At 63.0% G+C, this 13,077-nt stretch carries 14 protein-coding genes; 7 read left to right on the top strand and 7 right to left on the bottom strand.

Annotation, left to right across the window (positions count from 1 at the left end):
- The first annotated feature begins 21 nt into the window (after window positions 1–21).
- The 4 genes from IQ16_RS15465 (at window position 22) to IQ16_RS15450 (ending at window position 5,788) form a co-directional block, all read left to right on the top strand.
- Window positions 22–714, top strand: coding sequence for an STM3941 family protein (locus IQ16_RS15465; RefSeq protein WP_018641095.1), 693 nt, complete (start codon window positions 22–24; stop codon window positions 712–714).
- Window positions 715–1,012: 298 nt separating this feature from the next.
- Window positions 1,013–2,956 (top strand): PrkA family serine protein kinase, encoded by a 1,944-nt coding sequence (locus IQ16_RS15460; RefSeq protein ID WP_018641094.1) that lies wholly within the window; start codon window positions 1,013–1,015, stop codon window positions 2,954–2,956.
- Window positions 2,957–2,975: 19 nt separating this feature from the next.
- The gene (locus IQ16_RS15455) at window positions 2,976–4,253 is read left to right on the top strand and encodes a YeaH/YhbH family protein (protein WP_026311712.1); all 1,278 of its coding nucleotides are present in this window, start codon (window positions 2,976–2,978) and stop codon (window positions 4,251–4,253) included.
- Complete coding sequence (locus IQ16_RS15450) at window positions 4,250–5,788, top strand: SpoVR family protein (protein WP_018641092.1); 1,539 nt, start codon at window positions 4,250–4,252, stop codon at window positions 5,786–5,788. The genes IQ16_RS15455 and IQ16_RS15450 overlap by 4 nt, the downstream gene beginning before the upstream one ends.
- A gap of 250 nt (window positions 5,789–6,038) precedes the next feature.
- Here the strand turns inward: IQ16_RS15450 and IQ16_RS15445 are convergent, their stop codons facing one another.
- From IQ16_RS15445 to IQ16_RS15420, 6 genes are all read right to left on the bottom strand, one after another.
- Window positions 6,039–6,479 (bottom strand): DUF1801 domain-containing protein, encoded by a 441-nt coding sequence (locus IQ16_RS15445; protein WP_026311711.1) that lies wholly within the window; start codon window positions 6,477–6,479, stop codon window positions 6,039–6,041.
- 2 nt (window positions 6,480–6,481) lie between these two features.
- Window positions 6,482–6,700 (bottom strand): hypothetical protein, encoded by a 219-nt coding sequence (locus tag IQ16_RS15440; RefSeq protein WP_018641090.1) that lies wholly within the window; start codon window positions 6,698–6,700, stop codon window positions 6,482–6,484.
- A gap of 42 nt (window positions 6,701–6,742) precedes the next feature.
- Entirely contained in the window at window positions 6,743–7,162 is a 420-nt protein-coding gene (locus IQ16_RS15435; RefSeq protein ID WP_018641089.1) for an SRPBCC family protein, read from the bottom strand.
- Window positions 7,159–7,482, bottom strand: a complete 324-nt coding sequence (locus IQ16_RS15430) for an ArsR/SmtB family transcription factor (RefSeq protein WP_018641088.1) — start codon at window positions 7,480–7,482, stop codon at window positions 7,159–7,161. Before IQ16_RS15430 ends, IQ16_RS15435 begins: the two co-directional genes overlap by 4 nt.
- Window positions 7,483–7,667: 185 nt before the next feature.
- Window positions 7,668–8,117: a DsrE family protein gene (locus IQ16_RS15425; RefSeq protein ID WP_018641087.1), complete on the bottom strand. Its 450-nt coding sequence runs from the start codon at window positions 8,115–8,117 to the stop codon at window positions 7,668–7,670.
- Window positions 8,118–8,154: 37 nt separating this feature from the next.
- Window positions 8,155–8,775: a hypothetical protein gene (locus IQ16_RS15420; protein WP_018641086.1), complete on the bottom strand. Its 621-nt coding sequence runs from the start codon at window positions 8,773–8,775 to the stop codon at window positions 8,155–8,157.
- 210 nt (window positions 8,776–8,985) lie between these two features.
- On the opposite strand from IQ16_RS15420, the gene IQ16_RS15415 reads away from it, so the two are divergent.
- From IQ16_RS15415 to IQ16_RS15405, 3 genes are all read left to right on the top strand, one after another.
- Complete coding sequence (locus tag IQ16_RS15415) at window positions 8,986–9,555, top strand: STM3941 family protein (protein ID WP_018641085.1); 570 nt, start codon at window positions 8,986–8,988, stop codon at window positions 9,553–9,555.
- Between the two features lie 307 nt (window positions 9,556–9,862).
- Window positions 9,863–11,428, top strand: a complete 1,566-nt coding sequence (locus IQ16_RS15410; RefSeq protein WP_018641084.1) for an SUMF1/EgtB/PvdO family nonheme iron enzyme — start codon at window positions 9,863–9,865, stop codon at window positions 11,426–11,428.
- Between the two features lie 17 nt (window positions 11,429–11,445).
- Complete coding sequence (locus IQ16_RS15405; RefSeq protein WP_018641083.1) at window positions 11,446–11,889, top strand: DUF4399 domain-containing protein; 444 nt, start codon at window positions 11,446–11,448, stop codon at window positions 11,887–11,889.
- Here IQ16_RS15405 and IQ16_RS15400 read toward each other — a convergent pair whose 3' ends face one another.
- A complete protein-coding gene (locus tag IQ16_RS15400) occupies window positions 11,890–12,945 on the bottom strand; it encodes a 2-oxoacid:ferredoxin oxidoreductase subunit beta (protein ID WP_018641082.1) in 1,056 nt (351 codons plus the stop codon).
- Window positions 12,946–13,077 lie beyond the last annotated feature (132 nt).

Raw genomic sequence — 13,077 nt, 5'->3', positions numbered from 1 at the left:
TCGTTGGTGAACCGGTCGCGAATGGCCGTGCTGGGGGAAAGCATGCAAGTACATCCTGACGGCCCTCCGCCCGCCGTCTCCGACAGCCCGCAATCGATCACGCCGACTGTGCGCATCGATGTGCCCTACGATCTCGAAATCAACCAATGCACCACGCGCTTGCGACTGCTGGTCGCGGCGGGGTTCGCGATGATCCTGTTCAGCGCCAGCCTCGCCTTCGACTGGTGGGACAGCCTCGGCGATTACGACACGACGGTCGGCTATGCCGGCGTTGCGGTGTTCGGCCTGATCACCGGCTGGCTGATCTGGCTGCTTCCCGGCGAACGTGGACCGGTGGTGATCGTCACCCCCTACGGCATCCGCGATCTCCGCATCGGCAATGAATTTCTGCTGTGGGAGTCGATTGCGGAGATTTCGGCCGAGGATCGCCGCGGGCACAGATTGATCGTGCTGACGCCGACGCCGGCGTTGCAGCGGCAGCTCTCCTCTATCCGCGGCAGGAGGCGGGCGACATCGCGCGGCGCGCGGGACGATCGGATCGCCATTTCCACCGAGGGACTGGCGACCGATTTTGATACATTGCTGCGCGCTTGCCGTGAGTGCCATGCCGCCAGCGATGCACGCACCGCATTGCGGCGAGACCGCGATCAAGGCACGCAAGGCTCGGGTGCACAAGGCTCCGGTGCACAAGGCTTGGCCGTACAAGCGTCATAAAGCTGCCGCCGGCCGACGGCTATGCTGCACCGCCGGATGAGCTGATCCCCGGTAATGCCCGGATGTGGCGGCCGAGTGACATTTTCTGGAAATGAGCGAAGATATACATAGATTCGCATAAATAACAGGCAGGTGCCTGTTCGTAACTCACCCGGTTGCCTACGTTGTGCGTTGCGTCGAGTCGGTCCCCGGGTGTCCAATGATCGTCATGTGCTCACGCTGATTCGAAACGGCCTGAGGAACGCTCCGGTAACTGCTTTCGTTTCAGCTTGTAGCGGAACTCACGCGGAGAGGGATCATGTACAACGATTCTCTATTCAACGCTTTCGCTCGGTCGTTCGAGGCGAGAAGCCAGCACGACATGTCGATGGCGGAATATCTGGAATCGTGTCGAAGCGATCCCATGAAATACGCAAACGCGGCCGAACGACTGCTAGCAGCGATCGGCGATCCGCAGACGATTGACACGGCCAAGGACCCACGCCTTGGCCGTATTTTTTTGAACCGCACCATCCGCACCTATCCGGCCTTCGCCGGCTTCTACGGCATGGAAGAAACCATCGAGCGTATCGTCGGTTTCTTCCGGCACGCAGCGCAGGGCTTGGAGGAGCGCAAGCAGATCCTCTATCTGCTCGGCCCCGTGGGCGGCGGCAAATCCTCGCTCGCCGAGCGGCTCAAGTCGCTGATGGAAGTGCAGCCGATCTACGTGCTCAAGGCCGGCGATGAACTCTCGCCCGTGTTCGAAAGCCCGCTCAGCCTGTTCGATCCCGATCATCTCGGGCCGATGCTGGAGGAGAAATACGGCATTCCGCGCCGGCGTCTCACCGGCCTGATGAGCCCGTGGTGCTACAAGCGACTGGAAGCCTTCGGCGGCGATATCTCGCAATTCCGCGTCGCCAAGATCCAGCCGTCGCGGCTGCGCCAGATCGCGGTCTCCAAGACCGAGCCGGGTGACGAGAACAACCAGGACATCTCGTCGCTGGTCGGCAAGGTCGACATCCGCAAGCTCGAGACCTACGCGCAGAACGATCCCGACGCCTACAGCTATTCGGGTGGCCTCAATCGCGCCAACCAGGGCATCCTTGAATTCGTCGAGATGTTCAAGGCGCCGATCAAGATGCTGCACCCGCTGCTCACCGCGACGCAGGAGGGCAATTACATCGGCACCGAGAATATCGGCGCGATCCCGTTCACCGGCGTGATCCTGGCGCACTCCAACGAGGCGGAGTGGGCGAGCTTCAAGGCCAACAAGAACAACGAGGCCTTCATCGACCGCATCTGCGTGATCAAGGTGCCGTACGTGCTGCGGGTCACCGAAGAGCAGAAGATCTACGAGAAGCTGATCCAGGGCTCGGAGCTGGCGTCTGCGCCGTGCGCGCCGTCGACACTGGAAACGATGGCGCGGTTCTCGGTGATGTCGCGTCTGCGCAAGCACGAGAATTCCACGCTGTTCGGCAAGATGCGGGTCTATGACGGCGAAAGCCTGAAGGAATCCGATCCGAAGGCGCGCAGCGTCCAGGAATATCGCGATGCCGCCGGCGTCGACGAGGGCATGGACGGCGTGTCCACGCGCTTTGCCTTCAAGATCCTGGCTGCGACCTTCAACCACGATCCGCAGGAGGTCGCCGCCGATGCCGTGCACCTGATGTATGCGCTGGAGCAGTCGATCCGCCGCGAGCAGCTGCCGGAGGAAACCGAGAAACGTTACCTGGAGTTCATCAAGGCGGAGCTGGCACCGCGCTATGCCGAGTTCATCGGCAACGAGATCCAGAAGGCTTATCTCGAATCCTACTCGGATTACGGCCAGAATCTGTTCGACCGCTACGTGGATTACGCCGATGCCTGGATCGAGGATCAGGATTTCAAGGATCCCGACACCGGCCAGTTGCTCGATCGCGAGCTTTTGAACCAGGAATTGACCAAGATCGAGAAGCCGGCCGGCATCGCCAATCCGAAGGATTTCCGGAACGAGGTGGTCAAGTTCTCGTTACGGGCCAGGGCTCAGAACAGTGGCAAGAATCCGACCTGGACCTCCTACGAGAAGATTCGCGACGTGATCGAAAAGCGGATATTCTCCCAGGTCGAGGACCTGCTTCCGGTCATCTCCTTCGGGTCGAAGAAGGACGGCGAGACGGAGAAGAAGCACGGCGAGTTCGTCGCACGCATGGTGGAGCGCGGCTACACCGAGCGTCAGGTTCGCCGGCTCGTCGAATGGTACATGCGCGTGAAGCAGGCCGGTTGAGGCGGATGGGAAAGTGGCCATTCACATTATTGACAGGCGCCTGAATCCAGGCGGCAAGAGTCTTGAGAACCGGCAGCGGTTCTTGCGTCGGGCCAAATCCCTGGTGCAGGGCGCCGTCAAGAAGACCTCGCAGGATCGCGACATCAAGGACGTCCTGGAGGGTGGTGAGGTCACGATTCCGCTCGACGGGATGCATGAGCCGCGTTTCCGCCGCGAAGGCGGAACGCGGGACATGGTGCTGCCCGGGAACAAGAAGTTCATCGAGGGCGACTATCTCCAGCGTTCCGGCCAGGGCAGCGCCAAGGACTCCGGTCCCGGCGAAGGCGACAGCGAGGACGCCTTCCGCTTCGTGCTTTCCCGCGACGAATTCGTCGATCTCTTCCTCGACGACCTCGAACTGCCCGATCTCGCCAAGCGCAAGATCGCGCAGACCGAGAGCGAAGGCATTCAGCGCGCCGGCTACACCACGTCGGGCTCACCCGCCAACATCTCGGTGAGCCGCACGGTGAAGCTCGCGTTGGCGCGCCGCATCGCGCTCAAGCGTCCCCGCAAGGAGGAGATCGAGGAGCTGGAGGCGGCGATCGCCGCGTGCACCGACGAGGACGAGCGTACCGAGCTCATCGCCCGGCTCGAGGCGCTGAAAGCGAAGTCCAAGCGCATTCCCTTCATCGATCCGCTCGACATCCGCTACCGCCGCTTCGAGATGGTGCCGAAGCCGGTCGCGCAGGCGGTGATGTTCTGCCTGATGGACGTCTCCGGCTCGATGTCCGAGCACATGAAGGATCTGGCAAAACGCTTCTACATGCTGCTCTACGTGTTCCTGAAGCGGCGCTACAAGCATGTCGAGATCGTCTTCATCCGTCACACCGACCGCGCCGAGGAGGTGGACGAGCAGACCTTCTTCTACGGCCCGGCCTCGGGCGGCACGCTGGTCTCCAGCGCGCTGCAGGCGATGCACGAGATCGTGCGCGAGCGTTTCAATCCCTCGGACTGGAACATCTACGCCGCGCAGGCCTCCGACGGCGACAATTCCTATTCCGACGGCGAGCTCACGGGCCTGCTGCTGACCGACAAGATCCTGCCGGTCTGCCAGTTCTTTGCCTATCTCGAGGTCGGGGAATCCGGCGGCAGCGCCTTCGATCTCTCCGACTCCTCGCTCTGGACCCTCTACGAGCGCCTGCGCAACAGCGGCGCACCGCTCTCGATGCGCAAGGTCTCCGAGCGCAGCGAGATATTCCCGGTGTTCCACGACCTGTTCCAGCGCCGCGACACTGCTCAGGAGAAAGCCGCTCCATGACGGAACGTTTGTTCGAAGGCGCGGATTGGGATTTTCGCACCTTGCAGCGTATCACCGATGCCTGCGAAGAGGTGGCGTTGAAGGATCTCGGGCTCGACGTCTATCCGAACCAGATCGAGGTCATCACCGCCGAGCAGATGCTGGATGCCTACTCGTCGGTCGGCATGCCCTTGTTCTACAAGCACTGGTCCTTCGGCAAGCATTTCGCCTTCCACGAGGCCTCCTACCGCAAGGGCCTGATGGGCCTCGCCTATGAGATCGTGATCAACTCCTCGCCCTGCATCTCCTACCTCATGGAGGAGAACACGGCGACGATGCAGACGCTGGTGATCGCGCACGCCGCCTTCGGGCACAATCACTTCTTCAAGAACAACTATCTGTTCAAGCAGTGGACCGATGCCGAGGGCATCCTGGACTATCTCGATTTCGCCAAGAACTACGTCATGCAATGCGAGGAGCGCTACGGCCGCACCGAGGTCGAGCGCACACTCGACGCCGCGCATGCGCTGATGTCGCACGGCATCGACCGCTATCCCGGCAAGAAGAAGCTGGATCTGCGCGCCGAGGAGAAGCGGGCAGGGCGCAGGCGCCAGCACGAGGAAGAGGTCTTCAACGATCTCTGGCGCACCGTGCCGGCCGGCAAGAGCAAGAGCCGTTCGGCGCTCAGCGTCGAGCGGCGCCGCAAGCTGCTCGGCCTGCCGCAGGAGAACCTGCTCTATTTCCTGGAGAAGAGCGCGCCGCGGCTGGCGCCCTGGCAGCGCGAGCTCTTGCGCATCGTCCGCCACATCGCGCAATATTTCTATCCGCAGAGCCAGACCAAGGTGATGAACGAGGGGACGGCGACTTACGTCCACTATCGCATCATGACCCAGCTGCACCAGCAGGGCCGCATCACCGACGGCAACTTCCTCGAATTCCTGGGATCGCACACCAACGTGGTGTTCCAGCCCGAATTCGACGATCAGCGCTTCTCGGGCTTCAACCCCTATGCGCTCGGCTTCGCAATGATGCAGGACATCGAGCGCATCGTCACGAGGCCCGAAGACGAAGACCGCGAATGGTTCCCCGACATCGCCGGCAAGAACGACGTGATGGGCGTGCTGCGCGACGTCTGGGCCAATTACCGCGACGAGAGCTTCATCGGTCAGTTCTTAAGCCCCAAATTGATGCGGCACTTCCGCATGTTCCATCTCCACGACGACCCCGAGGAGCGCGCCGGCATCCGCGTCGATGCCATCCACGACGAGCGCGGCTTCCGCCGCGTCCGGCGCGAATTGGCGCGACAGCACGACGTCGGCTACATCGACGCCAATATCGAGGTGGTCGACGTCGACCTCTCCGGCGACCGCCGGCTGATCCTGCATCACCACGTCATCAAGGGCTCGCAGCTCAACGAGACCGACGCCAAGCGCGTGCTCCAGCACCTCGCCGATCTCTGGACCTACGACGTCGCGCTGATCGAAGTCGACGCCAACGACAAGGTTTTGCGCGAATATGTCGTGAGCCCGCGTCCGATTCCTGCGGCGGTAGCCTGAGGGCATCGTCTAGCGTCTGACGCTGTGAGACTCCAATATCGCCCCCACGGAGGTGCGCTCCCTCCCCCGCTTGCGGGGGAGGGCCGGGGAGAGGGTATCTCCACAGTGGGACTCCCCCAGAGGAGAGAACCCTCACCCGGCGCGCGGGACGATGCTTCGCATCGCCCGGGACGCGCCGACCTCTCCCGCAAGCGGGAGAGGTTGGAGCCAGTCCGCGGCTGCTATTGCGATCAACGGAACTCGTGGCGCTCTACGCCGGCTGCTTCTTGGCCGGCTTCTTCTTGGACGCATTCAGCTCCACCGCCGCGCGGACCAGAGCCTTCAACGCCTTCTCGTTGATCTTCTCGCCCTCGCGAATATCGATCGCGCGGCGCACATTGCCGTCGAGGCTGGAGTTGAACAGGCCGGCGGGATCGTCCAGCGCCGCGCCCTTGGCAAAGGTCAGCTTCACCACTTCCTTGTAGGTCTCGCCGGTGCAGATGATGCCGTCGTGCTCCCACACGGGAACGCCGCGCCATTTCCATTCCTCGACGACGTCAGGGACGGCCTGCTGGATCAGGCCGCGGATCCGCGCCAGCATCTCGCCGCGCCAGTCGCCGAGCTCCCTGATCCTGCCGTCGATCATCCTGGACGGCGAAGCGCCATCCGTCTTCGTCGCGCTGCTCTTCTTTGCGGTGACGGCCTTCTTCATGATCACGCCTCTTGCCGCGCGCCGTCGCGGTGGCCGAGATAAGGCAGCGCGAACAGATACAGCCCGGTCGCGAGCAGCGGGATCAGCGGCACGAGCGCCAGGAAGCCGATCCAGGCGGCATCGAGCTGCATGGTCATGGCGACGATGTTGGCGATGACCGCGACCGTGAACGCCATCGACAGCCAGCGATGAATCCGCCGAATCCACATGTTCGTGCTCATTGGGACCTCCTTTGGAAAATGTATGGAAGAGACGCCGGCGAGCTACTCAGCCCGCGCCAGCAGTTCGTCCAGCTTGGCGAAGAACTGCTTCCAGCCGGCATGCGCCCCGCCATAGGCCTGCTTCTGCGTCGGGCTGAAGCCCGCCTGTTCGACGCGCAGATGCGTGCCCGCGCCCGTCGGCGTCAGCGTGAAGGTCACGACGCTCTTCAGATCGAACGCGGCGTCCTCGTGCGAGAAATTCCAGGTATAGGCGAGCGCCTTCTGCGGCTCGATGGTGAGCACCTCGCAGTCCAGCACGCCGCCCCATTCGCCGCGCAAATTGAAGCGATGACCGACCACGGGCTTGAAGTCGTTCTTCATCAGCCATTCCTCGATCAGATGCGGCTGCGTCAGCGCGCGCCACAGCCGCTCCACTGGTGCGGCAAATTCGCGCTCGACGACGACGGATCGTGTTTCGGTCATTGGTCCATCCTCTTCAGGAGATCATCGAGTGCGTCGAGCCGGTTCTGCCAGAAGCCGGTCATCTGGCTGGTCCAGTCAACCAGTGGATTGAGCGCGCCGGGCTCTGCGCTGTAGTGGGTCTGGCGTCCTTCATGGCGGTCGCGCACGAGGCCCGCCTGCTTCAGCGCGCCCAAATGTTTCGAGACCGCCGGCTGGGAAACGCCGGATCGCAGCGTCAGTGCCCCGACCGTCTGCTCGCCCTCGCGGCACAGCCGCTCGAAGATCGCCCGCCGGGTCGGATCGGCGAGCATCCTGAACAGGAGATCGTGGGCGGAGGACATGGCTAATCCATAACTCAGAGGTTATGGGTTAATTCATAACCATAGGGTTATGGGTAAGTCAAGCGCGCTCCGCCGTCATTGCGAGCGTAGCGAAGCAATCCAGAATCCCACCTCGGAGAAAGTCTGGATTGCTTCGTCGCAAGAGCTCCTCGCAATGACGGAGGATGTGGCGGCACCGTGCAACCTTACGGCCGCAGATACAGATACCCCTGCGACTGCAGCTCGGCCAACCTGACCACGCCGCCCTTCTCCGCGCTGACGAAACCCGGCAGCAGATCCGTCAGCGTCACGTTCTGCGCCTTCATGGTGTTGCCGCAGGCGGCGAGCTCGACGCCATCCTTGGAGAATTCGCCGACGCGCTTGCTGATGTCGGGGTTGGCCTGCGCCGTGTGAAACGGCTTCAGCGCCGGACCGTGGATCACCAGCGCGATCGTCACGTTCGCCGGACCACCAACGCCGTCGATGTGGTTCTGGATGTTGCCGAGCACGAAATTGACCTTCTCGGCGTCGCTGAGGTGATAGACGACCTTCAGCTTGTTCGACGGTGGAGCCTCGGGCGCGGCCTTCGCGCTGGAGGCGCCGAGCGTGGCACCCAAAGTCGAGACGGCGCTCCACAGGATGTTACGGCGGTTCATGGCAGTCTCCCTGGATTGCCTGATTTTGCCGGACATATCACTTGTGGCGCAGTGCCGCGAGTTCCTTGCGGTCGGTCACGAGCGAAGCGCATTCGCTTGTGTCGGTGCGATCGAGACGGAAGATCCCGTCGTCGGCGCCGGCGACCAGCGATCGCTCGGCATCGTCGTCCGGCTTGTTGTTCTGCCAGACCCTGACCCGCGCGAGGCGCACGATCGCCGACCTGTCGTCCTTGGAGAGCGCAACGCCGATGCCGCCGCCCTCGCAGTCGACGCCGCAGCCGAGGCGGGTTTCGGTGCCGTCCTTGGTGAACACGGCGTGGTTACAGGAGCCGCTGGAATCGAAATCGCCGCTGCGGTGGCGATACCTGAAGCCGAGGCGGAACGAGTTGTGGAGCTGCTTGTCCTCCTTGTCGACCTCCGCGGAGATCAGCAGCTTCATCGACGCGACCTTCTGCTTCGGGTGCCGCGCCAGATGCTCGGCGTCGTAACGGCGGACAAAGCAGGCATAGGCCTTGTCGCCGGGCCTGCCCGCATACATGCGCGCGTTGAAGGTGTCGGCCTCGGCCTTGGTGGCCTCACGGATGTCGTCGGCCTCCTCGGCCCGGGCGGCGCCGACGAAGCCGGCAAGGACAAGCGGAAGGATGAGGGCAAGCTTCATGATCGCACCAGGGCGTGTGAACCGTCGTCCATCCGCAGCGCGCGGGGTGGCTAGCCGACTGGCATTTAGTCGCGGGCGGAAAGTCCTGCGTTCAAGCGTTCCTGGCCGCCCGCCTTGCGGGCAGCCTCACGCAAGGTTCCCGCTTTAACAATTTGGAAGGAGGGGCGCTGGTAAACCCCGGGTTGTTGCAGATGACTGGTGGCGGTCAGAATGTCCGTAAGTCAGAGCTTGCCCAACCTTGCGATCGGCTATTCCCTTCCGCGGCTGTTCAAGTTGCTGGGAGCCGGCCTGTTGGCGACGCTGCTGTGCGGCGCGCTCGCATTCAGCTGGCACTATGGCAAGGACATCGCCACGATCCAGATCGCGCTCAGCTATTTCGGCGTCGTGTTTTTCGGCCTGGCCACCTGCAGGACGCTCTGGACGTTGATCTCCGCCAGGGAGCCGGTCCTCTTCATCACCCGTATCGGCATTCGCGACACCAGGATCGCCGATGACACCATCTCGTGGCGATCGGTGAGGGACATATCGATCTTTCGGTATCGCAGCCAGAGGATCGTCGTTCTTCAGGTCGATCCTCTTCTCGCCGAGCGGTTCGAAGGCGGCTTTCTGAAGCGCGTCTTGTCGCTGCTGAACAAGCCCATTGGTGCGGACGGCGTGCTCGTCACGGGCGGCCTGACCGTGGACGGCGAAACGCTGTTCGAGACCTGCAAGCAGTACTGGACGGCCGGACGGCTGGCATATACGGGTCGCGCCGCAGCCGAGCCCGAGCCTGTCGGCTAGTCGAGGCCGCAGCCGAGGCGGACCGCGTTGCTTTCACGAAACACTGCGTGCTGGCAGTCGCCGCATGCGTGACGCATTCAACTCGCATCCACGCGCAGAGCGGAGCGAGGCGGCCTGGTTCCATGTGCGGCCTTAGTCGAACCTCAAGCCAGGAAGGTTCAATCGGCGCGGGCCATCGTTTTTTGGGAACCCGATGCCGTCAGCCATTCGACATTGTCCCCATTCGTCGATGTGATAGCCTTCACAGGCGATTGCTCTTGGCAGTCGTAGAGTGGGGCCGCCTCTCGTCGCGTGTGGAGTCCCCGCAATGGGCGAAATTCGCAACTTCAGATCCGGAAATCAGGACGGGCAGCCCCCACACGGCCCCATGCCTCGTCGTCTTGCGGCGATCATTGTCGGCGACATCGCTTCCTACAGTCGCATCATGCAGGCCGACGAGGAGGGAACGCATGTCCGCGTCAAGCGGATCGAGCGGGATATCATCCAGCCCAGCATCGTCGAGCACCATGGCACGCTGGTGAAGACGACGGGCGACGGCTTCATCGCCATCTTCGATAGCCCGGTCGAGGCCGTTCGATGCAGCATCGTCATCCAGCAGAATCTCCTCGGCCGCAACGCCCCGCTTCCCAAGCATTCACGGCTCGAATACCGGATTGGCGTCAATCTCGGCGACGTCATCGTGGAGCCGGACGATATCTACGGCGACGGCGTCAACATCGCCACACGCATCGAAGGCATTGCGGAGCCCGGTCAGGTCTATATCTCGGGTGCGATCTACGAGCAGATCAAGCACAAGGTCGTATGCGGCTATGAATCGCTCGGGGACCGCAAGGTCAAGAACATCACCGATCCGGTGCGGGTCTATCGCGTGCTGCCGGACGCAGACGCAGTCGGCAGGACGCGCGGCCGGCGCGAGAGCATCCTGCTCTTTCTTCTGATCATGGCATTGCTGGTGATTGCCGGCTACGTGCTTTGGTACGTGCTGGTGCAGCACCGCAGCCAGGTGGGGCAACAGGCTGCCGCTCCTCCGATCGCGGCGCCGTCGGCTTCGCCGGTGCCGCAATCCGTTCCGTCGTTACCGAGCCCGGCGGTACCGGCGCCACAAGCCGCACCCGCGGCTTCGCCGTTGCCCACAACGACGCCATCGCCCGCCGCATCGCCTTCACCATCTCCGGCATCCGCTCCATCGGTGACGGCGGTCCGAGAACCCGAGATGATCGCCATTCGCGGCGGCAGCTTCGCCATGGGAAGCAATGACGATCCGACGGAACGCCCGGTCCACCAGGTCACGATCAAGCCGTTCTCGATCGGCAAATATCCGGTGACCGTGCAGGAGTGGAACGATTGCGCCGCTGCGAAGGCGTGCTCCTTCACGGCCACCGGCAAAGACGACGCGCCGGTCAGCAATGTGAGCTGGACCGACGCGCAGCAATATGTGGCGTATCTCTCCCAGGCGACGAAGAAGCCGTATCGGCTTCCGAGCGAAGCCGAATGGGAGTACGCGGCGCGTGGCGGAACGCAGAGCAAGTATTGGTGGGGCGACAAGCTCCAGCCGGGCATGGCCGGCTGCAAGGATTGCGGCAACCTCGCCAGCGAGCAGCCGGCGAAGGTCGGCAGCTTCAAGCCAAACCCGTTCGGCCTGTACGACATGGGCGGCGGGATCGACCAGTGGGTCGAGGATTGCTGGCACAAGAGCTATCAAGGCGCGCCCGGCGACGGCTCGGCATGGACCGGCGCCGACTGCTCCTCGCACGTTCTGCGCTCGGGCTCCTGGAAGAACGATTCGCGATATGTGCGGCCGTCCAACCGCGATGGTTACGACACCAATGTCCGTTATCCCACACATGGATTCCGCGTCGCGCTCAGTCCGTAGGTGCTGGAGTGGATTTGATGAAGATCATTTTTTGCGCCGCATTGGCGGCGGCGCTCGCATTGCCTCCCGGCGGAGCCTACGCGCAAGGCAAGACCGCGCCCAAGGACGCCAAGCTCTATTTCATCAGCCCGCGTGACGGGCAGAAGGTTCGCGGTGCATTCTGGGTCCGGTTCGGTTTGCGCAACATGGGCGTGACGCATGCCGGCGACGACTACCAGAACGCCGGCCATCACCATTTGCTCGTTGACGTCAACGATCCCATCGATCCCAAGGAGCCAATTCCGCAGGACAAGTCGCATCTGCACTTCGGCGCCGGGCAGACCGAAACCCAGCTCGAACTTGCACCCGGAACGCACACGCTGCAACTGGTGCTCGGCGACGCCAAGCACTATCCGTTCGAGCCGCCCATCGTGTCCGAGAAGATCACCATACGTGTCAGGCAACCAGTTGCCGGCAAGTGATCAGCGCAGGCTGGCGTTGATCTTGTCCAGCGCCGCCGAACCCGGGCAGAGCGTGTCCGCTTCCAGCGTGTTGAGCGGGGTCTCGACCGTATTGAGGTGCTCGTGCAGGTCCTCCGCGTCGGGGTCGACATAGAGCAGGCCGGTGACGATCTGGCCCTTGGCGGCGTGCTTCGCGAGGAAGGTCTGAGCGCCGAGACGATCATGCGGATCGTAGTCCGCGTCGATCTTGCGCAGTGCGATCTTGCTGCCGTCGTGCTGCTCGACCACCTGCACCGTGCCCGGCGCGTAGTCCACCGCGATCGGATCGCGGCCGACCAGCACGTCGAGCCGGTTCACGGCGTCATTGTGCTCGCGGACATAGTCGAAACTCTTGGTCGAGCCGGCGTGGTTGTTGAAGGCGATGCAGGGGCTGATGACGTCGATGAAGGACGCGCCCTTGTGGCCGATCGCGGCTGCGATCAGCGGCACCAGCTGGCCCTTGTCGCCGGAGAACGAGCGCGCCACGAAGGTTGCGCCCAGCTGCAGCGCGATCGCGACCAGGTCGATGGCATTGTCGGTGTTGGTGACGCCCTTCTTGCTCTTCGAGCCGCGGTCGGCGGTGGCCGAGAACTGGCCCTTGGTCAGGCCGTAGACGCCGTTGTTCTCGACGATATAGGTCATGTTGACGCCGCGCCGGATCGAATGCGCGAACTGGCCGAAGCCGATCGAGGCGGAATCGCCGTCGCCGGAGACGCCGAGATAGATCAAATCGCGGTTGGCGAGGTTGGCGCCGGTGAGCACGCTGGGCATGCGGCCGTGCACGGAGTTGAAGCCGTGCGAATTGCCGAGGAAATAGTCCGGCGTCTTCGACGAGCAGCCGATGCCGGAGATCTTCGCCACCCGATGCGGCTCGATCGAGAGCTCGTAGCAGGCCTCGATGATCGAGGCCGTGATCGAATCGTGGCCGCAGCCGGCGCACAGCGTCGAAATCTTGCCCTCGTAGTCGCGATGCGTGTAGCCGAGCTCGTTCTTCTTCAGGCCCGGATGATGGAATTTCGGCTTGGCAATATAGGTCATGACCGTTTCTCTCTGCTCCCTTGCCGCAATCCGACGTCTCTTTGCACACGGCCGGGCTGTCGCAACCGCACTCCGTCATTGCGAGCGCAGCGAAGCAATCCAGAGTCTTTCCACGGAGGCAGTCTGGATTGC

Source organism: Bradyrhizobium huanghuaihaiense (assembly GCF_007830635.1).
Classification (GTDB): domain Bacteria; phylum Pseudomonadota; class Alphaproteobacteria; order Rhizobiales; family Xanthobacteraceae; genus Bradyrhizobium; species Bradyrhizobium huanghuaihaiense.
Note: the sequence above shows the minus strand (reverse complement) of the source record. Positions and strands in the feature narration are given on the sequence as shown.

Bases quoted from the DNA above. Each gene is read 5' to 3' on its own strand.
- IQ16_RS15465 (WP_018641095.1), top strand. From the start codon at position 22: ATGGCCGTGCTGGGGGAAAGCATGCAAGTACATCCTGACGGCCCTCCG.
- IQ16_RS15460 (WP_018641094.1), top strand. From the start codon at position 1,013: ATGTACAACGATTCTCTATTCAACGCTTTCGCTCGGTCGTTCGAGGCG.
- IQ16_RS15450 (WP_018641092.1), top strand. From the start codon at position 4,250: ATGACGGAACGTTTGTTCGAAGGCGCGGATTGGGATTTTCGCACCTTG.
- IQ16_RS15445 (WP_026311711.1), bottom strand. From the start codon at position 6,479: ATGAAGAAGGCCGTCACCGCAAAGAAGAGCAGCGCGACGAAGACGGAT.
- IQ16_RS15440 (WP_018641090.1), bottom strand. From the start codon at position 6,700: ATGAGCACGAACATGTGGATTCGGCGGATTCATCGCTGGCTGTCGATG.
- IQ16_RS15435 (WP_018641089.1), bottom strand. From the start codon at position 7,162: ATGACCGAAACACGATCCGTCGTCGTCGAGCGCGAATTTGCCGCACCA.
- IQ16_RS15430 (WP_018641088.1), bottom strand. From the start codon at position 7,482: ATGTCCTCCGCCCACGATCTCCTGTTCAGGATGCTCGCCGATCCGACC.
- IQ16_RS15425 (WP_018641087.1), bottom strand. From the start codon at position 8,117: ATGAACCGCCGTAACATCCTGTGGAGCGCCGTCTCGACTTTGGGTGCC.
- IQ16_RS15420 (WP_018641086.1), bottom strand. From the start codon at position 8,775: ATGAAGCTTGCCCTCATCCTTCCGCTTGTCCTTGCCGGCTTCGTCGGC.
- IQ16_RS15415 (WP_018641085.1), top strand. From the start codon at position 8,986: ATGTCCGTAAGTCAGAGCTTGCCCAACCTTGCGATCGGCTATTCCCTT.
- IQ16_RS15410 (WP_018641084.1), top strand. From the start codon at position 9,863: ATGGGCGAAATTCGCAACTTCAGATCCGGAAATCAGGACGGGCAGCCC.
- IQ16_RS15405 (WP_018641083.1), top strand. From the start codon at position 11,446: ATGAAGATCATTTTTTGCGCCGCATTGGCGGCGGCGCTCGCATTGCCT.
- IQ16_RS15400 (WP_018641082.1), bottom strand. From the start codon at position 12,945: ATGACCTATATTGCCAAGCCGAAATTCCATCATCCGGGCCTGAAGAAG.